Source organism: Novosphingobium sp. (assembly GCF_027486195.1).
GTDB lineage: Bacteria > Pseudomonadota > Alphaproteobacteria > Sphingomonadales > Sphingomonadaceae > Novosphingobium.
This window is the reverse complement of record NZ_JAIXPP010000060.1, coordinates 62,989-84,346: the sequence shown is the minus strand read 5'-3', so window position 1 is coordinate 84,346 and position 21,358 is coordinate 62,989. Positions and strand designations below refer to the sequence as shown.

Below are 21,358 nucleotides of genomic sequence, written 5' to 3'. Positions count from 1 at the left end.
CAGTGTTGCTCACCGGGTTCAGGGAAGCAGCAAAGGCATCCGGCTGTTGCATGCAGGTAAAATTGGTCGGGGAGACAAGATTCGAACTTGCGACCCTCTGCTCCCAAAGCAGATGCGCTACCAGGCTGCGCTACTCCCCGACTGGGCCCCCCTAGAACATGCGGTGGCGGTGCGGCAAGGCGCAATCGAGTTTCCCGCGACCGTTCGGGGATAGGGAGCCTTGGTATTTCACCTTAGTACTGGCATATTCTATAACAGTTCCGCCCCGGGGGCAAAGTGGCGGACGAGCGGGAGCAGGTCGGTCTATGGCGGAGTTTTTCAAGCGACTGCGGTGTATGGTTGGCAAGCATTCGCCGTCGCGGCGTTCGGTGCGGTATGAAGGGCATCTCAAGATCGGGCCTTGCAAGTATTGCGGCCGGCAGCTCGAGAAGGGCGGGGATGGGCGCTGGGTCACCCGTCACCTGACCAGCAGCGCTGGCAAGCCCAAGGTCATCGAGGAGGATTGAGCCGGGTGGTTGACCTTCAGAGGGCGCGCGCCCAATTGGCTAGCGGGTAATACCGACCCTGAGCCAAGAGGAGCGATCATGACCACCTGGACTTCCACCGACCCCATGACCGGCGATGTGCTGTGGCAGGGTGAGGATGCGGACGTCGATGCTGCGGTCTTGGCAGCCCGCGCGGCGCAGGGCGGCTGGGCACTGCGCCCGCTGGCGGAACGCATCGCTATTGCAGAGCGCTATGCCGAAGTGGTGAAGGCGAATGCCGAGGATTTTGCCCGGGTCATTGCGCGCGAGACGGGCAAGCCCCTGTGGGAAGCCCGCACCGAAGTCGGCACGGTGGCGGCGAAGGTTGCCATTTCGATCACCGCGCAGGCCGAGCGGGCCGGTGAGCGGTTCGGCGAGGCAGCCGGCGTGCCGCAGGCGCTGCGGCACAAGCCGCATGGCGTGCTGGCGGTGCTGGGTCCCTACAATTTCCCCGCGCACTTGCCCAACGGCCATATCGTGCCGGCGCTGCTGGCGGGCAACGCCGTGGTGTTCAAGCCATCCGAACTGACCCCGGCCTCGGGCGCCTATATGGCAGGGCTATGGGCTGAAGCAGGTCTGCCCGAAGGCGTGCTGGTGGTGACGCAGGGCCGCGCCGATACCGGCCGCGCGCTGGCCGCCCATCCTGAGCTCGACGGGCTGCTGTTCACGGGGTCCTCGAACACCGGCCTCGCGCTGCATCAGGCCTTTGCCGCGCGGCCGGACCGCATCCTCGCGATCGAGACCGGCGGCAACAATCCGCTGATTGCATGGGACCTTGCGGAAAGCGACGTGGATGCTGCGGCCTCGCTGGTGCTGCAATCGGCGTTCCTTTCGGCAGGGCAGCGCTGCACCTGTGCGCGGCGGCTGATCGTGGGGCCGGACGGCGATGCGCTGATCGCTGTGGTTGCTGCCATGGCTGACCGGATCATTGCGGGCGGGCCGTTCGACGAACCGGCGCCGTTCATGGGCCCGGTGGTCGATATGAACGCTGCGGCCCGTGTCGAGCGGGCGTGGGACGCGCTGGTGGCGATGGGCGGAAAAGTGATCCGCCCGCTGGTGCGCCTGCGCGCAGGCACACCGCTGCTTTCGCCTGCGATGATCGACGTCACCGGCCTTGCCGTGCCCGACGAGGAAATCTTCGGTCCCGTGCTGCAGGTGATCCGCGTGGCCGATTTCGATGCAGCGATGGCGGCGGCCAACGCGACGCGTTTCGGCCTTGCCGCCAGCCTGATCGGCGGCGACGAGGCGCTCTACCGCAGGTTCTGGGCTGCTTCGCGCGCTGGGGTCGTCAACTGGAACCGGCCGACCAACGGCGCGGCGTCCTCCGCTCCGTTCGGCGGCGTGGGGGTTTCGGGCAACCACCGCCCGAGCGCCTATTACGCGGCGGATTACTGCGCGTGGCCAGTGGCAAGTCTGGAAAGCCCGGCGATCGCCGCGGCAGCGCTGACGGGGCTGCGCGGGTAGCACCACAATCCGGGGTGAGGAGGACGCTGCCAGCACACCTCAAGCGCACTTCAGGTTGGTGGGCCCGGCAGGATTCGAACCCGCGACCTAGCCGTTATGAGCGGCCAGCTCTAACCGCTGAGCTACAGGCCCACCTTGATCGTCCGGTTAATGCGCTGCCGGGCGAATGGCAAGCGCGGCTCAGACCTCTACGCCGGCGATGATATCGGCCACGCCGGCAGGACGGATCTGGCGCTGTTTGAGATAGGTGAAGACGGCGCGCCACCAGTCGTAGAGCTGATCGAGGCCGTCCGCATCGCGCACATAGGGCGTGAGGCCGGGGCGCAGCGAGGGGCTGTGGAAGGAAAACACGAGTACCGGCAGTCCATCGTCGAGTGCGATGTCGATACCCTTGATCGCTTCCTCGATGCTCACGCCTTCCGGGGTCAGCGGGATGCGTTCGAGCATCGCCATGCGAGCAAGCAGGCCGCGCAGCTTGGGCATGCGCCACAGCATGGGATAGAGCATCGGGCCTTGCTGGCGCAGCATGCCCCAGAACACGGTGGTGAGCGGCAACTCCATCAGGCCGCCGGGCTTGTCGACCCACCACGGCACGACCGGGTGCTCGGTGAAGTTGGGGCCGCCGGTGGAGCTGTAGTCGAAACGGGCGCGAACCGAGGTGTCGATCGCGAGCCCGGCTTGCGAGAGGATCCCGGCGCTGGCAGGCCCGACGCCATACCGGCCGGCGCGGTAGATCAACGGGGCCTTGCCGAAGGCGCGCTCGATCGTGTCGTTCAACGTGTTGAACTTCGCCGCTTCCAGCTCCGGCGCAAGATTGCCCGCGTAGCTGTTGAAGACGTTCACTTCCTCGTCGTGCGGCGGGCTTACCCAGGGATGGAGCTGGACGCCGATTTCGGCACGCCCGGCAGCAACGGCCTCACCCAGCGCCTCGACCGCGGCGGGATCGGTCGCGATCGGGTAGTCGATCAGGTAGATCGGGGCGACGCCCACGCCTTCGCAAAACTGCTGGAAGCGGGCGAGGCGCGGAACGTGGCTGAGCCCGTGGCCGGTGCGTCCGAGCGGCTGCGTCCAGTCGAACTCTTCCTCGGTATCGACGGTGACGATGAAGCGCTGGCCGAAAGCGGGCGCGAAGCGCACGTGCTGCCTCGCACCCGGCACATCGAGAATGTTCGGCTGAGCCACGCCTGCTACGGTTCCCTTAGCCGGTCTGGTTACCGACGACACCCTTGTGGCTAGGTGTATGACGTGCGGTGGTCAAGAGTGGGAGAGTTACATCCACACTTGCCTCTTCGCGCACCATGAGGCCGCCGGCCGCGCGCAGCTCCGCCCCGCACAGGCGCAGCGCAAAGCTGCTGCCGAGCATGCCGCCGGGGCTGGCGAGACTATCGGCGACGAGCGGCGCGCTTTCGCTCGCGGCGGCGAGCGAGGCGGGAAACGGAAGCCGCAGGCGCACCGCATAGCCCTGCGGGCCGGCGCCGACGCTGAGCGACAGGGCCATGCGCTCACCCGGTGCCGCAGCGCTCGCAATCAGGGACAGCAGTCGCCAGAGCGTGCGCTCAAGCTCGTCCGGCTGCACTGCGACGGGCAGCGGACCATCGGGGAGATCGTGTGACAGCACGGCTTCGCGCGGGGCGAGCAGGGGATCGAGCTGGGCGATCAGCCGGGTGAGCAGCGCGGTGAGATCGGTCTCCCCCTCGGCTGGTGCGCCGGCGGGAGCGGGGGCGGTTTCGAGCAGGGCGAGCCGCTCCACATCCTCGAACCCCGCCAGCATGCGGGCGGCATCCGAAGCGATGCCGGCGGCAAGGCTGCGGTACTGGTGCGGCGTGGGGCCGAGCAGTTGCTGCTGGATCAGTTCGGCAAAGCCCTGGATCGCATTGATGGGCGTGCGCAGTTCATGCAGCATTTGCCGCAGCCGATCCGTGCTGCGCTGCGCCGCATCATCGGCAGCGGTGGACAGGGCGGCGACAGGGGGCGCGGGCGGGCGGCGCAGGCGGGCATTCCAGCCAAGAAAATGCCCGCTATCGGGAGCGAAGCCGGGAACGGCATCGATGCGCCATGGCCCTGCGACCGGGACGGGTCCTTCGAGTTCCAGCCGACCGCCGATTACCGGCAGGCGCGCCCGCGCCGCGCCGAGCGTGCCGGGATCGCAAGTGACCGGCGCATCGGGATCGGCCGCGAAGGGTCGCAGCCCGACGAGTGCAGCGGCGAAGGGCGCAGCGGCGGGGGGTGTGCTGGCGGCGATCACCGTGCCGTCGGTATCGAGCGCGATGTCGATCGCGGTAATGGCAGGCGGCGCCGGGGGCGGCTCGTCCGTGAAGGGCAGGCGGCTCTGCATTGCGGCCTGCAGGGCGCCGCATTCGATCGGGGCACCGGCCGGGAGATCGCGCGCGCGGCGGAAGGCTTCGATGCGGGCGATGATCGCACCGATGCCCTCACCCGCCTGAGGGGATGCTGCCTCACTGATCGGCGGGACGGCCGCGATCGGCGGGAGCGGCACGAGGCGCACCGCAGGCTCCTGCTGCTGTGCGAAACTGGGCGGCAGGGGCAGCGCGAAATCGGTCACGCCCAGCCGGGCCAGTAACCTTTCTACCTCGGGCCCCAGATCGCGGCGATGGCGCAGGAACCCGCGCGCCTGCACCGGAAGATCGGGAATGAGCCGGAGCCAATCCCGTTCCGCGAGGCGGGCCGAGATCATCGCGGCCAGTGCCACTTTGGGACCAGCTTCGGCAAAATGTTCGACCAGGATTGGTGAACGCAGGCCTGCAGCGGCAATAAGGGATGCACTCGCAGGTTCGCCCAGCATCGCGGTGATCGAATCAAGCCGGGTGAGCGCGGCGACATGCTGCTCTGTCCAGCGCTCGGCCGGGGTGCGGCCGAGGATGTCCAGCAACTGGCGCATTTGCGTGGCGACCGCACCCGGCCCGGCCGCGACAGTGCGCAGCACGGTTTCGAGGCGATCGTCGACAATCATGCGTTCTCCAAGCAGAGGGCAATGCGCGCAGGCGCGCCCGTGGTGGTTACCGGGACCCTAACAAAATGCGGGTGGGCTGGAAGGGGTCTGTTGATTGCGTTGCATTGTGGGACGATTGCGATATTAAACAACAAAATTATCGACAGCAGCCGCACAAGGTGTGGAAAGTTACCAAGATTGGCCGGACAGCCCTCTGCATGCAGCCTAATGTGCGGGTGTGGCAAGGGGCGGAGTTAACCAATTGATCCGAACACGATGCATCCGAGCGCACGCAGGATAAACAGAGAACCATGGCAACTCTCGACGGGATCGATCGGCGTCTGCTCGCCGAACTGCAGGATGAAGGGCGAGTGACCAATGTCGAGCTGGCGCAGCGCGTCGGCCTGACCGCGCCGCCCTGCCTGCGGCGGGTGCGCGCGCTTGAGGAAGCGGGCGTGATCCGGGGCTATCATGCCGAGCTTGACCCCTCGAAGCTGGGCTTTGCCATCACCGTTTTTGCGCTGGTGAGCCTGAAGAGCCAGGCCGAGGAATCGCTGCGCCAGTTCGAGGAGCACATGCGCACTCTGCCCGAAGTGCGCGAGTGCCACATGCTGAATGGCGAGATCGACTTCATCCTGAAGATCGTGAGCCGCGATCTGCAGAGCTTTCAGGAATTCCTCACCAGCAAGCTGACGCCCGCGCCCAACGTGGCGAGCGTGAAGACCTCGCTGACGATCCGCACGGCCAAGCAACTGCCGGGTGTGCCGCTGGACGACTGATCAGCGCGGGGGCCACGCAGCCTGCATTTCGGTGATCAGGGGATTAGGCAAACCCGATTTGCAACGTTAGCATTCCGGTTTCGTGAGATCACAACCGGAGAATGCCGCACATGCGCCGTGCCCTGCTTGCAACAACAGCACTGCTTGCCGCCCTGATGACCGCAACCGCAGTGCAAGGGCGGGAACCGCCGCGCCTGCTGCAGCATCCGAGCCTTTCGGCGACCGACATTGCCTTCGATTATGCCGGCGCGATCTGGACCGTGCCCCGGACCGGCGGGGCCGCGCGCGTGCTGGTGACGGGGCAGGGCGACAACAGCCGTCCGGTGTTTTCGCCCGATGGCACGATGATCGCGTTTACCGGCCGGTTTGACGGCAATCGCGATGTCTATGTGGTGCCGGCCGCAGGCGGCGTGCCGCGCCGGTTGACCTGGCACCCGGGGCCCGATGTCGCGCTCGGCTGGTCGGCCGATGGCAAGAGCATCCTCTTTCGCTCCGCGCGCGAGACGGCGCGCGATCTGCAGCGCTTCTACCTCGTGCCGGTGGGCGGCGGTGATCCCCGCCCGGTGCCGCTGCCTTCGGGCGACGACGGCGCGCTGAGCGCGGATGGCAGCCATATCGCCTATACCCCGTTCAGCCAGTGGCAGCCGGCATGGAAGCAGTATCGCGGCGGGCAGACTGACCGCATCTGGATCGCGGACCTCAAGGACAGTTCGGTCGTCAGTATCCCGCGCGAGAATTCGAACGATCGCAATCCGATGTTCGTTGGCGATGACGTCTATTTCCTGTCCGATCGTGACGGGCCGCGCACGCTTTATCGCTATGCCGGCAAGGGCGGCGCGGTCACCCAGGTGATCCGCAACGACCGGGGGTTCGACATGGCCTCGGCCTCGGCGGGGCCGGGCGGGATCGTTATCGACCATTTCGGCAAGATCGAGGTCTATGAGTTTGCCACCGGCGCGGTTTCTCGGCCCGCGATCACGATCGGGGCGGAGGCGCCTTCGCTGCGGCCCCATGTCAAGGATCTCGATGCGGGCGACATCGCGGCAGCGGTGCTCACGCCTTCGGGCAAGCGCATGGTGGTCGAGGCGCATGGCGAGATCATCTCGGTGCCCGCCGAGAAGGGCGATGCGCGCAATCTGACCCAGACGCCGGGCGTTGCCGAACGCGATCCGGCGGCCTCTCCCGATGGCAAGTCGGTGGCCTATTTCAGCGACGAGAGCGGCGAATACGCGCTGCATATCCGCGCTGCGGACGGCACCGGCACGGTGCGCAAGATCGATCTCGGGACGCCGGCTTCGTATTTCTATGCGCCGCTGTGGTCGCCGGATTCGAAGCGCATCGTGTTCCATGACAAGCGGCTCAATCTGTGGCTGGTCGATCTGACGGCGGCTGCGCCCAAACCAGCGAAGATTGCGACCGACCGCTACGACAGCCCCGAGCACAATTTCGATCCGGCCTGGTCGCCCGATAGCCGCTATCTGGCCTATGCGGTGCAAGGCACCAACCACCTCCACACGATCATGATCCACACGCTTGCCACCGGCACCGCGCAGGCGCTGACGGACGGGATGAGCGATGCGGTTTCGCCCCGGTTCGACGCGGGCGGCGAGGTGCTCTACTTCATCGCCAACACCAGCCGCGGGCTGGGCGCGGGCTGGCTCGACATGTCGAGCCTTGGGCGCGCGAGCGACGGCGCGGTCTATGCGGCGGTGCTGAAGAAGGACGGGGCCGCGCCTACGGCTCCGCAGAGTGACGAGGAAAGCGGGGCGGATGCCAAGGCTGGCGACAAGCCGGCCAAGGCAGACGATGCGAAGGCCGTCAAGGACAGCAAGGACGCCAAGGCTGCTGCCGCGCCTAAGCCGGTGCAGATCGATTTTGCCGGGCTCGACCAGCGCATCGTCGCGCTTGATCTTCCCGTGGCGCACTATGTCGGGCTGTTTGCGGCCGAGGCCGGGACGGTGCTGGCCCTCACTGCGCCGGTTGTTTTCACCGATCACGACCTGATCGACGAAAGCGATGCGCCGGTTCCGGTCTCGGTTGTCCGCTACGACACCAAGGCGCGCAAGCCCGCGACCATCGTCGACGGGGCCGATTCCGGTTCGCTGTCTGTCTCGGCAGATGGCAAGAAGCTGCTCTTCGCGCGGCGGGGGCAGCGCTTCCTTGCCTCGACCGGCGCGCCTTCGGAGGGCGACAAGCCGGCAGCGGTGAAGTTCGCGGCCTCGATCTCGGTCGATCCGATGGCCGAATTGCGCCAGATGTATCACGAAGTGTGGCGGATCGAGCGGGATTTCCTCTACGATCCCAAGGCGCACGGCCTCGATCTTGCGCGGGCGGAGAAGCTCTATGCGCCGTTCCTGGCGGGGCTGGGCAGCCGCGCCGAACTGAACGCGTTGTTCGAGGAGATGACGGGGCACATCGGCGTTGGCCATACGTTCGTGAACGGCGGCGAAGGGCCGAAGCAGAATGCGGTGAGCACCGGCCTGCTCGGGGCCGATTTCGAACAGGTGGCAGGGCATTACCGCTTCCGCACGGTGCTGAAGGGCGAAAGCTGGAACCCCGGATTGCAGGCGCCGCTGGCGCAGCCCGGTGCCGAGGTGAAGGCCGGAGAGTATCTGCTGGCAATCAACGGCCGCCCGGTCGATCCGGCAAACGAAGTCTACAAGGGCTTCGAGGGGCTGGCCGGCAGGCAGACCGTGCTGACGGTGGGGCCGAACCCGGACGGGACTGGTTCCCGAACGGTCAAGGTCGTGCCCATCGCGCGCGATATTCCGCTGCGCCTGCACAGCTGGATGGAAGCCAACCGGCAGCTGGTCGACAAGCTTTCAGGCGGCAAGCTGGGCTATGTCTATCTGCCCGACACCGCGGGCGGCGGTTTCACGAACTTCAACCGCTACTACTTTGCGCAGGTCGGCAAGCAGGGAATGATCATCGACGAGCGCTTCAATCACGGCGGGGATATTGCCGACTACATCGTCGATCAGTTGAAGCGCACCCCGCAGATGGTCAATTCGACCCGCGAGGGTGAGCCGATGGTGGAGCCTGCGCAGGCGATCTTCGGGCCCAAGGTCATGCTGATCAACGAGATGTCGGGTTCGGGCGGCGATGCGCTGCCGTGGCTGTTCCGCAAGGCGGGCGTGGGGACGCTGGTCGGCACGCGCACCTGGGGCGGGCTGGTCGGCATCGGCGGTTATCCGGTGCTGATGGACGGCGGCATGGTCACCGCGCCGCGCTGGGCGATCTATGGCACGGGCGGGCAGTGGGAAGTCGAGAACATCGGCATCCCGCCGGATGTTGAAGTCGTGCAGGATCCGGCGCAACAGCGGCTGGGTCATGATCCGCAGCTTGAAGCCGGTGTTCGCATCGCGCTCGAGGCCCTCGCCAAATCGCCACCGCCGACGTTTGTCCAGCCTGCCGCGCCGGACAAGAAGCCGGTTCTGCCGGACAGTCTGGACTAACAATCTACGTAGAATGCCGGATTTACCGGGAAAGCATGACCGCCGGGCTGTTTCATGGCCCGTCGGTCGCAGGATTGGCGCAATTGCGCGCGTTGCACAGCCCTGCCCGGGCTGCGCCGCAGCCTTGCCGCTGCAAGGAAATTTAACCCTTATCCGCTAACCCGCCTCGCAACGGATTGGACTGCACCCGCCGTACCTCGCGCTCAGAATTGCTGGCGAGAGGCGGTCGGCGGGGTGCACGCGGGGAACCAGAATGGTTGAAATCGTCAAGGTCGGCGGCGAATTGCTGGTCAATACCCAGGTTGCGGGCTTTCAGGAAATGCCCTCGATCACCGGGCTTTCGGGCGGCGGCTTCGTGGCGACCTGGACCGACTATTCGGGCGTGAGCGGCCTCGGCGTGGCCAAGGCGCAGCTCTACAGCGCGGCGGGCACCAAGGTGGGCGGCGAGTTTGCGGTGGCCAGCGGCGCGGCGACCGATCAGTCGTTCCCCACGGTATCGAGCCTTGCAGGCGGCGGGTTCGTGGTGACCTGGACCGAAGCGGGTATCCAATCGGACTACAAGATTAAGGCGCAAGTCTACAGTGCGAGCGGAGCGGTGATGACGCCGGCCTTCCTCGTCAACAGCACGACTTGGACGCAGCAGGGCGGCAATAACCTGCCCGGCAACCACAACCCCACGATAACCGGCCTTTCCGGCGGCGGTTTCGTGGTGACCTGGCAGGACTATGCGGGGTCCGCTGGCGATGCGAGCGGCGCGGGGATCCTCTCGCAGCTCTACAGCGCGGCGGGCGTGCCAGTGGGCGGCGCGGCTCGGGTCAATACCCAGACTACCGGCGACCAGACCCAGCCGACGGTGACCAGCCTTGCGGGCGGCGGCTATGTCGTGACGTGGATGGACGGCACTGCGTCTGGCACGGCGATGAAGGCGCAGCTCTTCAGCGCGGCGGGCGCGAAGATCGGCGGCGAAATCGCGGTCGATGCCAAACTGCTCAATGATCAGTCGTTGCCGGTGGTCACGGGGCTGGCGACCGGCGGCTTCGTCGTGGCGTGGCAGGATTCGAACCCGGCAATCGGTCAGCCCGATACGCTGATCCGCGCGCAGGTGTTCAGCGCGGCGGGGGCCAAGGTGGGCGGATCGCTCGTTGTCAGCGATACGAGCGCAGGCGAGCGCGACTTCCCGGCGATCGCGGGCCTGCCCAATGGCGGCTTCGTGGTGACGTGGCAGCACTTTGTCAGCCCCACGAACAGCGACATCAAGGCGCAGGTCTTCGATGGCGACGGCACCAAGCTGGGCGGCGAAATGCTGATCAACACGGTGACGGCGGGCTATCAGGAGCGCCCGGTGATCACCAGCGTGACCGGGGACGGCTTCGTCATCGCGTGGGGCGATGGCAGCGGCCTTGGCGGCGATGCCGATGGCACCAGCATCAAGGCGCAGCTCTACACCTACGGCATCTACAACGTGATCACCGGCACCGACGGGATCGACGCGATGACCGGCGCGACCAGCGACGACCACCTGATCGGCCTTGCGAGCAACGATACGCTGACGGGCCTTGGCGGCAACGACCTGCTCGATGGCGGCACGGGCAGCGACACGATGATCGGCGGGCTCGGCGATGATATCTACGTCGTCGACGTCGCCGGCGATGTGGTGACCGAGCTCGCCGGGCAGGGCACCGACACGGTGCAGACGAAGCTGGCGAGCTATCTGCTGGGCAACAATGTCGAGAACCTGACCTTTACCGACAATGCCGCGCATACCGGCGTCGGCAATGCGCTGAACAATGTGCTCACGGGCGGCGGCGGCGCGGACAATCTCAATGGCGGGGCGGGTGCGGACCGCATGGTCGGCGGGCTGGGTAACGACACCTACACCGTCGACAATAGCGGCGACACGACGATCGAGGCTGCGGGCGGGGGGACCGATACGGTATCTGCCTCGATCAGCTGGACGCTGGCGGCCAATGTCGAGAACCTGGTGCTTTCGGGCACGGCCGCGATCAACGGCACCGGCAATGACGATGCAAACTCGCTGAACGGCAACAGCGGCGCCAACGTGCTGACGGGGCTTGGCGGGAACGACACGCTCAACGGCGGTGCGGGTGCCGATACCATGATCGGCGGCCTGGGCAACGATACCTACGTTGTCGACAATGCGGGCGACGTGACCACCGAGGCGGCGGGCGAGGGGACTGATGGCGTCTCGTCCTCGATCAGCTGGACGCTGGCGGCCAATGTCGAGAACCTGACGCTGTCCGGCTCGGCGGCGATCAATGGCACCGGCAACACCGATGCCAACGTGATCAATGGCAACAGCGCGGCCAACGTGCTCACCGGGCTGGGCGGCAACGATACGCTGAATGGCGGCGCAGGCGCGGATACGATGGTCGGCGGGCTGGGCGATGACAGCTATGTCGTCGACAACGCGGGCGATGTGGTGACCGAACTCGCGGGGCAGGGCACCGACATCGTCATGTCCTCGATCACTTGGACGCTGGGCGCCAATCTCGAGAACCTGACGCTTTCGGGCAGCGCGGCGATCAATGCCACGGGCAACACCGATGCCAACGTGCTCGTCGGCAATTCGGGCGCGAACACGCTGACGGGCCTTGGCGGCAACGATACGCTGAATGGCGGAGCGGGCAGCGACACGATGATCGGCGGGCTCGGCGATGATGCCTATACCGTCGATTCAACCGGCGATGTGGTGACCGAGCTGGTCGGCGAGGGCACCGATGTCGTGCAGACGACGCTTTCGAGCTATACGCTGGTGGCGAATGTCGAGAACCTGACGTTCACGAATTCCTCCGCGCATACCGGCACCGGCAATGCGCTGGCCAACGTGATCACCGGCAATGCCGGCAACGATACGCTGAACGGCGGCGCGGGGGCGGATACGCTGCTGGGCGGTTTCGGCAACGACAGCTATGTGGTTGACGATGCAGGCGACGCGGTGACCGAATTCGCCGCGCAGGGCACCGACCTGGTCACGGCCTCGGTCAGCTATACGATCTCCGCCAATGTCGAGAACCTGACGCTTTCGGGCACAGCGGCGATCAACGGCACCGGCAATACCGATGCCAACGTGCTGACCGGCAACAGCGGCGCGAACGTGCTCACTGGCCTCGGCGGCAACGATACGCTGAATGGCGGGGCGGGCAACGACACCATGATCGGCGGGCTGGGCGACGACATCTATGTCGTCGACGCGGCGGGCGATGTGGTGACCGAACTGGTCGGCGATGGCACGGATACGGTGCAGACCACGCTGGCGAGCCATACCTTGGCGGCGAACGTCGAGCGGTTGACCTTCACCAGCGGCTCCTCGCACACCGGCATCGGCAACGCGCTGGCCAACGTGATCACCGGGAATACCGGCAACGACGTACTCGATGGCGGCGCGGGCGCGGATACGCTGATCGGCGGCGCGGGGAACGACAGCTATGTCGTCGACAACGCGGGCGATGTGACCACCGAGCTGGCGGCGCAAGGGACCGATCTCGTCACCGCCTCGATCAGCTGGACGCTGGCCGCCAACATCGAAAACCTGACGCTTTCGGGCACGGCGGCGTTGAGCGGCACCGGCACCAACGAGGCCAACGTGCTGACGGGCAACAGCGGCAACAACGTGCTGACCGGCCTTGGCGGGAACGACACGCTGAACGGCGGGGCCGGCAGCGACACGATGATCGGCGGGCTGGGCGACGACATCTATGTCGTCGACGCGGCGGGCGACGTGGTAACCGAACTCGCAGGCGAGGGCACCGATACGGTGCAGACCGTGCTGGCGTCCTACACGCTGGGCGCGAATGTCGAGCGGCTGACATTCACCAATTCCTCAGCCCACACCGGCATCGGCAATGCGCTCGCCAACGTGATCACCGGCAACGGCGGTGCCGATGTGCTTGATGGCGGCGCGGGCGCCGATACCCTGATCGGCGGCAGCGGCAACGACAGCTATGTGGTGGACAACGCGCTCGACGTGACGACCGAGGCGGCGAGCGGCGGGACCGACCTCGTGACGGCATCGCTCAGCTGGACGCTTGCAGTGAACGTGGAGAACCTCACGCTTTCGGGCAGCGCGGCGATCGATGGCACCGGCAATGTGCTCGGCAACGTGCTGACCGGCAATACCGGCAACAACGTGCTTTCGGGGCTCGACGGCAATGATACGCTGACGGGCGGGCTGGGGGCTGACACGCTGCTGGGCGGGATCGGCAATGATCGGCTCGTCGGCGGTCTGGGCAACGATACGCTGAACGGCGGGACGGGGACGGACACCTTCGTGTTCGATACCGCGCCCAATGCTGCGACCAATTTCGATACGCTGCAGGACTTCACTTCGGGCACCGACAAGCTCTCGTTCAGCCGCGCCGTCTACACCGGCTTTGCGGCGACGGGGGCGATGAGCGTCGATGCGTTCTGGTCGGGCACGGGGGTGAATACGGCGCACGATGCGACCGACCGGTTCATCTACAACACCGCGACCGGGGTGTTGTGGTATGACGCGGATGGAACAGGGGCGAGCGCTGCGGTGCAAGTGGCCCAGCTGACAGGGGCACCGGCGCTGGCGTTTTCGGATTTCCTGATCGCGGTGTGAAGGGCTTTAAGCCCAACCTCGTCATTGCGAGCGTAGCGAAGCAATCCAGAGCGCCAAGCGAACCGCCCTGGATTGCTTCGCTACGCTCGCAATGACGAATTGATTGGGATGAAGCCTCATCATTCCGCCGCGATCATCCGCGCGAGGCCCGAGCGGAAGCGGAATGAGGCGAGATCGTTCTTGAGGTCGATGGTGGGCGTGAGGCTGGTGTCCATGCCGATCTGCACGGCGTTGAGGATCACGCGGTCTTCCTCGAAGGCGTGCTTCACGTCGGCCGTGAATTCTTCGGACACGGCCGCATCATCAGGCGCGAAGTTCCTCAGCTGGAACCAGAAATAGCGCGTCTGGCGGGCATTCACCGGTGTCAGGAAATTGAAGCTGTCCATGCAGAACGCGTCTGGATGCCGCGGCCTGTCATGACCGCCGGAGCCGGCCGGCACGAACACCGCCTTGATCACAGCGTTTGAGGGGTAGCGCATCTCGTAGTGCTGGTAGCGATCGGCTGGCCCCGCGAACTTCAGGAACTTGGCGTAGAACGGCGCGGGCGCGGTATCCATGAGCCAGCGCGCGGCGGTGACGCCATCAGGCGCCGAGAGGGTCTCGATCGGCACGGCGGCGCAGGACGCATCGCCGAACGAGCCGGGGTGGACCCAGGTGACATGGGTGGGATCGAGCAGGTTGTCGACCACATAGAGGTAGTGGCAATCGACCTGCATCATCGGCCCGCGATTGTAGCCCCAATCGGGCGAGCCCCACTGGGGGATCTCGACGATTGTCGCCGGGTCCGCCTTGGTCGGATCGCCCATCCAGATCCACACGAGACCATAGCGCTCGGCGAGCGGAAAGCTGCGCACGCAGGCCTTGGGCAGCACTGATTGAGTCGGGGCCGCGATGCAGGTGCCGGCGGTATCGAAGGCGAGGCCGTGATAGCCGCAGACCAGCGTATCGCCCTCGCGCCGACCCATCGAAAGCGGCAGCTTGCGGTGCGGGCAGGCATCTTCGAGCGCGACGGGCTGGCCGTCCTCGGCGCGGAACAGCACCACCCGTTCGCCCAGAATTTCCAGCGAGGTCAGCGCATCGGTGATCGCATCGGCCCAGTCTGCGACATACCACGCGTTCCTGAGCCAGCCTTCGGCGCCGAGGCCGCTGCTGCCTCCTCGGCTCACCCTTTGGCTTCCGCCGCCTGTTCGTGGTGGCGGATCACTTCCTGGATGATGAAGCGCAGGAACTTCTCGCTGAATTCGGGATCGAGCTTGGCATCGACCGCCAGCGCGCGCAGGCGGGCAATCTGGCGCTCCTCGCGCGCGATGTCGCTGGCCGGGAGCTGATGCGCCGCCTTGTAAGCGCCGACCGCCTGGGTGATGCGGAATCGCTCGGCCAGAATATGGATCATCGCCGCGTCGATATTGTCGATGCTCTGGCGGTAGCCGGCCAGAACCGGGTCTTCGCTCATCCCAAATCTCCGTTCACCTGCCCCGCCTCAAGGGGGCTGATGCCCACTGTGGCACAAGTTGCATCTTGCCAAGCGCCGGTGGGCAGGCCAAGCGAACGGGCGATGACTGCATCCATCCACTCGCTCCCCCGTCGCGCCGAGCCATCGCTGCAGCCGCTTATGGCGCTCGTGGCCGAAGGTATGAACAGTGTCAACGAAGTGATCCTCGGCCGGATGCAATCGCGCATCCCGCTGATCCCGGCACTCGCTGGCCATCTCATCGCCGGCGGCGGCAAGCGCATGCGCCCGATGTTGACCCTCGCGAGCGCTTCACTGCTGGGATACGGGGGCAGCCGCCACTACAAACTGGCTGCGACGGTGGAATTCATCCACACCGCCACCCTGCTGCACGATGATGTGGTCGATGGGTCGGACATGCGGCGCGGCAAGAAGGCCGCCAACATCATCTATGGCAACCCGGCCACGGTGCTTGTCGGCGATTTCCTGTTCAGCCGCAGTTTCGAACTGATGGTCGAGGATGGCAGCCTCAAGGTTCTGAAAATCCTCTCGAATGCCTCCGCCGTTATCGCCGAGGGCGAGGTCGACCAACTCGTCGCGCAGCGGCAGGTGGAGACGAGCGAGGAACGCTACCTCGCGATCATCAACGCCAAGACCGCCGCGCTGTTTGCCGCGGCCTGCCGCATCGCCGCCGTGGTGGCGGAGCGCAACGAGGCCGACGAGCTGGCGCTCGATTCGTATGGCCGCAATCTCGGCATCGCGTTCCAGCTGGCGGATGATGCGATCGACTACGACTCGGACGCCTCCGAAATGGGCAAGGACCAGGGCGACGACTTCCGCGAGGGCAAGATGACCCTGCCGGTGATCCTCGCCTACGCACGCGGCTCGACCGAGGAGCGCACCTTCTGGCAGGAAGCGATTGCCGGAGACCGCAACAGCGATGCCGATCTGGCCCACGCCATTGCGCTGATCCGCAAACACGAGGCGGTGAACGCGACCCGCGAACGCGCGCGGCACTATGCCCAGCGCGCGATCGACGCGATTGCCAAGTTTCCGGCCGGGGCGGCCAAGGCGGCGATGACCGAAGCGGCGGAGTTTGCGGTCGCGCGGCGGTATTGAGCGACGCTAGCTGGCTGCGGATTCGGGGAAGCGCGTGCCGAAAGGCTCACCCGGCAGGCGGGCCGCATTCGCGACGAAGCTGACGGTGTGATAGGCGCCGCAGAGTGCGAAGATCTCGAGCTGCTGTTCCTTCGTCCAAGCGGCGGTGAAAGCGGCGTGGAGCGTATCATCCATCCGTCCATCGCGGCACAGCGCGTCGATTGCGGCGAGCAGGCCGGCCTCGGTTTCACTCCACAGCGCAGGGTCGATTGCGGCGGCAGTCGTCGCGGCGATCTGTTCTGGCGAAAGGCGCGCAGCCTTGGCGAAGTAGCTGACGTGGACGCCCCACTCGTACTCGCATCGCCGGTTTGCAGTCGTGCGCAGGATGACGATCTCGCGCATGCGCAGCGGCAGCGGGCTTTCCCGGTCGAGCAGGTTCGGCACGCCCTTGCGCAGAAAGCGCACGCTGTTGGCGAAGGTGCGGAACAGCGAGAGGATATAGCCGTCCTGCTGCGGATACCCTGCCAGGATTGCGGCAACTTCCGGAGGATAAGGCGCGGCAAGCGGGGCGAGCTGGTTGGTCATGACGCGTTCCTTCTGCTACAGGATCGATAGCGGATGTATGCTACAAAAAATGTAGCGTCAAGCAGGAGAGCGTACGTGGCCAAGCTGCCCGGAATGCCGGTCAGGGGATCGCAGACCGGGCGGCCGATCATGGTGCTGCTCGATGTGCTGGGGCAGCGCTGGACGCTGCGCCTGCTGTGGGAGTTGGGACAAGGCCCGGCGACGTTCCGGGCACTGCGGACGCGCTGCGACGACGTTTCACCGACTCTGCTCAACCAGCGCCTCAAGGATCTGCGCGAACTGGCGCTGATCGCGCAGGGCGAGGCGGGCTATGCGCTGACCGAGCACGGCATGGCGCTGGCGCGGCGGCTGGCCACGCTCGACGGGTGGGCCAACGAATGGGCAGCGATGCTGGAGTCGCGCGGCGATTGAGCCGGGGGGCTATCCCCTGACCTCGTCATTGCGAGCGTAGCGAAGCAATCCAGAGCGCAGTTCCCCGCCGCTCTGGATTGCTTCGCTACGCTCGCAATGACGAAGTGCTGCCCCTCACCCCATCGGGTACATGATCTCGCGGCTCACCGCGTTGACGGCCTTCATCGCTTCATCCGGCAGGACCAGATCGGCCGCCGCGAAGATCGGGGCGCATTGTTCCTCGGTCGTCACGCCGACGATGGTCGAGGCGACGAAATCGTGCTGCTTTGACCAGGCGACCGCGAAAGTCACCGGATCAAGTCCATGTTCCGCCGCGATCGCGGCGAAGCGCTCGGCGGATTCGATCGACTTCTCGTTCACGAAGCGGCGGGCCATGCTGGCTTGGCGGCCGCCCATTTCGAGGTACTTCGAGAAGCGCGCGCCGTCGGGCCGGGCGCCGCCGCTGTACTTGCAGGCGAGCACGCCGCCGCCGATGGGCGAATAGGGGATGAGGCTCACGCCTTCCTTGCGGCAGACCTGCGCCAGTTCATCTTCGAAGCGGCGGTTGTTGAGGCTGAAATTGTTCTGGATCGTGTGATAGCGCGCCGCGCCGACGGCCTTGGCCGCCTCGATTGATTTCATCAGGCCCCACGAGGTTTCGTTCGAGCAACCGAGCACGCGCACCTTGCCCGCGCGGACGAGTTCGTCGAGCACTTCCATCGTCTCTTCATAAGGCGTGTCGTGATCGGGCCAGTGGGTCTGGTAGAGGTCGATGTAATCGGTGCCGAGCTTGGTGAGGCTGTCCTCCACCGCCTTGATGATGTTGTGCCGGTCGAGCGCGGTCATGCCATTGCGCTTGGGGCTCTTGAACCAGACGTGGCTGGGGCCGGAGACCTTGGTGGCCATGATGATCGCATCGCGCGGCTTGGTTTTCATCCACTTGCCGACGATTTCCTCGGTGCGGCCGACCCACTTCGCATCGGGTGGCACGGGATAACCTTCCGCCGTATCGTAGAAGTTGATGCCGGCATCGTAGCTCATGTCGAGGATGCGAAGGGCGGTGGCCTCATCGGCTTGGCTGCCGAAGGTCATCGTGCCCATGCAGATATCGGAAACAACGATGGCGGATGTGCCGAGGCGGCGGTGTTGCATGTTTGGCGTGCTCCAGAAGTTTGGGTGAAGGTGGCGCTGGGCTGCGGGCCGGTCAAGCCGCGCGGGTGCTAGCGAAAGTGTGAATGGGTCAGTGCGGGCGCTTGCCGATCAGCCACCACACGGCGCTGGCGGCGAGCAGCGCGGCGGCGGCAATGAGGGCGGCGATCACCGTGCCGCCGGCGAGTATGCTCGTGAGGAGCGCGACGAGAATTTCGATGCTGGTCCTCATGGGCAGCGCCCTAGCATGGATTGCAGGGGCCGAAGAGGGTGCTTAGGGCAAAGCGTGTGAGTGACCTTCCGATCCATGCCGTTTTGCCACAGTTGCTGGATGCCTTGCGCGCCAGCCCATCGGCCGTGCTGATTGCGCCGCCGGGGGCGGGCAAGACGACGGCAGTGGCGCCCGCGCTGATCCGCGAGCCGTGGTGCAGTGGGCAGGTGATCGTGCTGAGCCCACGGCGCGTGGCAGCGCGGGCGGCAGCGGAGCGCATGGCCGAACTGATGGGGGAGCAGGCGGGCGAGACTGTCGGCTATGTCACCCGGCTTGATGCCAAGCGATCGGCCAAGACGCGGATCGTGGTGATGACCGAGGCGATCTTCGTTTCCGCGTTGCTGGGTGATCCGGAGTTGGCGGGCGTTTCGGCGGTGCTGTTCGACGAGGCGCACGAGCGCGGACTGGGTAGCGATCTGGCGCTGGCGCTGGCTATCGAGGCGCAGGGCGTGCTGCGCGATGATCTGCGGCTGGTGGTAATGTCTGCCACATTGGACGGCGCGCGGTTTGCGCGGCTGCTGGGTAATTGCCCGGTGGTGGAAAGCGAGGGCAAGGCGCATCCGCTGGCGATCCGCTGGCTGGGCTCGCGGCCCGATCTGAAGCCGGAGCAGGCGGCGGCCAGCGCGGTGGTGCAGGCGTGGAGCGAGGAAGACGGCGATGTGCTCGCGTTCCTGCCCGGCGTCGCTCAGATCGAACGGTGCGCGGTCTTGCTGGCGGAGCGGCTGCCGCAGGCGCTGGTGCTGCCGCTGCATGGGCAGGTGGAGCCGGCAGGGCAGCGCGCGGCGATCCGGCGTGATCCGCAAGGGCGGCGGCGGGTGGTGCTGGCAACAAGCATTGCCGAAACCTCGCTGACCTTGGACGGCGTGCGGATTGTCGTCGATGCAGGGCTTTCGCGGCGGTCGGAGTTCGACAAGGCAGCGGGCGTCTCGCGGCTGGTGACAGTGCGGGCGAGCCAGGCCTCGGCAGCGCAGCGCGCTGGCCGCGCGGCGCGGCAGGGGCCGGGCGTGGCCTATCGTTTGTGGGAAGAAGCAGGCCATGCGGGGCGCGAGGCGTTCGATCCGCCGGAAATCCTGACCAGCGACCTGACGCCCTTGGCGCTGACTTTGGCGCAATGGGGCGCGGGTGATCCGGCGGAGATGGCGTGGATCGATCCGCCGCCTGCGGCTGCGATGGCGGCGGCGCGCGGGGCACTAGCGGCGCTTGGGGCGCTCGACGGCGAAGACAGGATCACACCGCATGGGCAGGCAATGGCCTCGCTGCCGATGGAGCCGGCCCTGGCGCATATGCTGCTCTATGCGGCGGCGCGCGGGCAGGCGGAGGACGCAGCGCGGTTGGCGCTGCTGCTGCAGGAGCGCGGGCTGGGCGGGCGCGGCGAGGACCTTGCTGCGCGGCTGGAGCGCTGGGGGCGCGAGCGTGGGGGCCGTGCAGAAGCGTCGCGCAAGTTGGCGGCGCGCTGGGCCAAGGCGGCTGAGCGCGCTGCGCAGGAGCTGGGCGCGGAGCGGGGGCAGGATGTGCCGCTGGGGGTGCTGCTGGCAGAAGCCTTCCCGGACCGGATCGCGCGGGCGCGCGGCGGGAGCGGGGAGGAGTGGCTGGCTTCGGGCGGGCGCGGCTACCGGCTCGATCCGGCGAGTTCGCTGGTCCGCGCCGCGTGGCTGGTGATCGGCGATGCGCAGGGCGAGGCAAAGGGCGCGCGGATCACGGCGGCGCTCGCGCTGGAGGAGTCTGACGTGACCCGTCATCTCGCGCACCGGATCGAGGCGCGGCATGCGCTGGCGTGGAATGCCGCCGAGGCCCGTATCGAGGCGCGGCTGGAGCGGCGACTGGGGGCCGTCGTGCTGGCGCGGGTGCCCGATCCTTCGCCGCCAGCGCAGGCGGTGCTTGCCTTGCTGCTGGAGCGGCTGCGGGCCGAAGGGCTTGGGCTACTGCCGCTGGGCGAGAAGGCCTTGGCGCTGATCGAGCGGGCGCGCTACGCGGGGCTGGCGGAATTGGCTGCAGAGGCGCTGCTGGCCGAGGCTGAGGACTGGCTGGGGCCGCTGCTGGCAGGGCGGCGGGATTTCCAGATCGGTGCGGGCAAGCTCCACGAAGCGCTGCTGGGCCGGCTCGACTGGAATGCGCGGAGCACGCTCGACCGGCTGGCACCGGCGGAGTTCACCTCGCCCGCCGGGACGAGCCACGCGATCGATTATGCGCACGAGGGCGGGCCGGCGGTGGAACTCAGGGTGCAGGCGCTGTTCGGGCTCGACCGGCATCCGATGATCGGTGACCCGCCACGGCCACTGCTGCTTTCGCTTACCTCGCCGGGGCAGAAGCCGATCCAGACGACGGCGGACCTACCCGGCTTCTGGCGCGGTTCGTGGCGCGATGTGGTGAAGGATATGAAGGGGCGCTACCCCAAGCACCGCTGGCCGGAAGCGCCGTGGGAGGAGGAGGCGAGCCTGCGGACGAAGAACGCGTTTCAGGCGGGGAAGCGGTGAGGTTTGTGTCTGGTCGCTCTGGATCCCCGCCTGCGCGGGGATGACGATCCGTTGGGGACTGGCCCTGCTTCCTTCGTCATCCCCGCGCAGGCGGGGACCCAGAGCCGCAAACACCGTGTTTAGGGCCATCGCGCACTTGATTTCAAAGCCGATTCGTGGCCAAGGG

At 66.6% G+C, this 21,358-nt stretch carries 15 protein-coding genes and 2 tRNA genes; 8 read left to right on the top strand and 9 right to left on the bottom strand.

Going from position 1 to position 21,358, the window contains the following annotated elements; genetic code table 11:
• Nucleotides 1–63: 63 nt before the first annotated feature.
• Nucleotides 64–140, bottom strand: a tRNA-Pro gene (locus Q0071_RS12035).
• 228 nt (nt 141–368) lie between these two features.
• Between Q0071_RS12035 and Q0071_RS12030 the strand changes: the two genes are divergently transcribed.
• Nucleotides 369–506: a hypothetical protein gene (locus tag Q0071_RS12030; protein ID WP_298169399.1), complete on the top strand. Its 138-nt coding sequence runs from the start codon at nt 369–371 to the stop codon at nt 504–506.
• Between the two features lie 78 nt (nt 507–584).
• Nucleotides 585–1,988 carry a succinylglutamate-semialdehyde dehydrogenase gene (astD, locus tag Q0071_RS12025; RefSeq protein ID WP_298169397.1) on the top strand — a complete coding sequence of 468 codons (1,404 nt, stop codon included), beginning with the start codon at nt 585–587 and terminating at the stop codon, nt 1,986–1,988.
• A 56-nt stretch (nt 1,989–2,044) separates the two neighbouring features.
• Here astD and Q0071_RS12020 read toward each other — a convergent pair.
• The 3 genes from Q0071_RS12020 to Q0071_RS12010 form a co-directional block, all read right to left on the bottom strand.
• Nucleotides 2,045–2,120: transfer RNA gene (locus tag Q0071_RS12020), tRNA-Ile, on the bottom strand.
• Nucleotides 2,121–2,168: 48 nt separating this feature from the next.
• Nucleotides 2,169–3,170 (bottom strand): polysaccharide deacetylase family protein, encoded by a 1,002-nt coding sequence (locus tag Q0071_RS12015; protein WP_298169394.1) that lies wholly within the window; start codon nt 3,168–3,170, stop codon nt 2,169–2,171.
• Nucleotides 3,171–3,186: 16 nt separating this feature from the next.
• A complete protein-coding gene (locus Q0071_RS12010) occupies nt 3,187–4,959 on the bottom strand; it encodes a histidine kinase dimerization/phospho-acceptor domain-containing protein (protein ID WP_298169393.1) in 1,773 nt (590 codons plus the stop codon).
• 290 nt (nt 4,960–5,249) lie between these two features.
• Here Q0071_RS12010 and Q0071_RS12005 point away from each other — a divergent pair, with 290 nt between their 5' ends.
• The 3 genes from Q0071_RS12005 to Q0071_RS11995 all read left to right on the top strand — a co-directional run bounded on the left by Q0071_RS12005 (nt 5,250) and on the right by Q0071_RS11995 (nt 13,775).
• Nucleotides 5,250–5,717: an Lrp/AsnC family transcriptional regulator gene (locus tag Q0071_RS12005; RefSeq protein ID WP_054122293.1), complete on the top strand. Its 468-nt coding sequence runs from the start codon at nt 5,250–5,252 to the stop codon at nt 5,715–5,717.
• Between the two features lie 155 nt (nt 5,718–5,872).
• Nucleotides 5,873–9,172, top strand: coding sequence for a S41 family peptidase (locus Q0071_RS12000; protein ID WP_298169392.1), 3,300 nt, complete (start codon nt 5,873–5,875; stop codon nt 9,170–9,172).
• Between the two features lie 253 nt (nt 9,173–9,425).
• Nucleotides 9,426–13,775: a calcium-binding protein gene (locus Q0071_RS11995; protein WP_298169391.1), complete on the top strand. Its 4,350-nt coding sequence runs from the start codon at nt 9,426–9,428 to the stop codon at nt 13,773–13,775.
• A gap of 119 nt (nt 13,776–13,894) precedes the next feature.
• Here the strand turns inward: Q0071_RS11995 and Q0071_RS11990 are convergent, their stop codons facing one another.
• On the bottom strand, nt 13,895–14,941 hold the full coding sequence (locus Q0071_RS11990; RefSeq protein ID WP_298169390.1) for an aromatic ring-hydroxylating dioxygenase subunit alpha: 1,047 nt from the start codon (nt 14,939–14,941) through the stop codon (nt 13,895–13,897).
• Nucleotides 14,938–15,228 carry a chorismate mutase gene (locus Q0071_RS11985; RefSeq protein WP_298169389.1) on the bottom strand — a complete coding sequence of 97 codons (291 nt, stop codon included), beginning with the start codon at nt 15,226–15,228 and terminating at the stop codon, nt 14,938–14,940. Before Q0071_RS11985 ends, Q0071_RS11990 begins: the two co-directional genes overlap by 4 nt.
• Nucleotides 15,229–15,330: 102 nt before the next feature.
• On the opposite strand from Q0071_RS11985, the gene Q0071_RS11980 reads away from it, so the two are divergent.
• The gene (locus Q0071_RS11980) at nt 15,331–16,344 is read left to right on the top strand and encodes a polyprenyl synthetase family protein (protein ID WP_298169388.1); all 1,014 of its coding nucleotides are present in this window, start codon (nt 15,331–15,333) and stop codon (nt 16,342–16,344) included.
• Nucleotides 16,345–16,350: 6 nt separating this feature from the next.
• Here the strand turns inward: Q0071_RS11980 and Q0071_RS11975 are convergent, their stop codons facing one another.
• Nucleotides 16,351–16,908 carry a carboxymuconolactone decarboxylase family protein gene (locus Q0071_RS11975; protein ID WP_298169385.1) on the bottom strand — a complete coding sequence of 186 codons (558 nt, stop codon included), beginning with the start codon at nt 16,906–16,908 and terminating at the stop codon, nt 16,351–16,353.
• Between the two features lie 75 nt (nt 16,909–16,983).
• Here Q0071_RS11975 and Q0071_RS11970 point away from each other — a divergent pair, with 75 nt between their 5' ends.
• Nucleotides 16,984–17,319, top strand: coding sequence for a helix-turn-helix domain-containing protein (locus Q0071_RS11970; RefSeq protein WP_298169382.1), 336 nt, complete (start codon nt 16,984–16,986; stop codon nt 17,317–17,319).
• Between the two features lie 114 nt (nt 17,320–17,433).
• Here Q0071_RS11970 and Q0071_RS11965 read toward each other — a convergent pair whose 3' ends face one another.
• Both Q0071_RS11965 and Q0071_RS11960 read right to left on the bottom strand, forming a co-directional pair.
• A complete protein-coding gene (locus Q0071_RS11965; RefSeq protein ID WP_298169379.1) occupies nt 17,434–18,450 on the bottom strand; it encodes an aldo/keto reductase in 1,017 nt (338 codons plus the stop codon).
• Nucleotides 18,451–18,538: 88 nt separating this feature from the next.
• Nucleotides 18,539–18,679: a hypothetical protein gene (locus tag Q0071_RS11960; RefSeq protein WP_298169376.1), complete on the bottom strand. Its 141-nt coding sequence runs from the start codon at nt 18,677–18,679 to the stop codon at nt 18,539–18,541.
• 56 nt (nt 18,680–18,735) lie between these two features.
• Between Q0071_RS11960 and hrpB the strand changes: the two genes are divergently transcribed.
• Nucleotides 18,736–21,192 carry an ATP-dependent helicase HrpB gene (hrpB, locus tag Q0071_RS11955; protein WP_298169373.1) on the top strand — a complete coding sequence of 819 codons (2,457 nt, stop codon included), beginning with the start codon at nt 18,736–18,738 and terminating at the stop codon, nt 21,190–21,192.
• Nucleotides 21,193–21,358 lie beyond the last annotated feature (166 nt).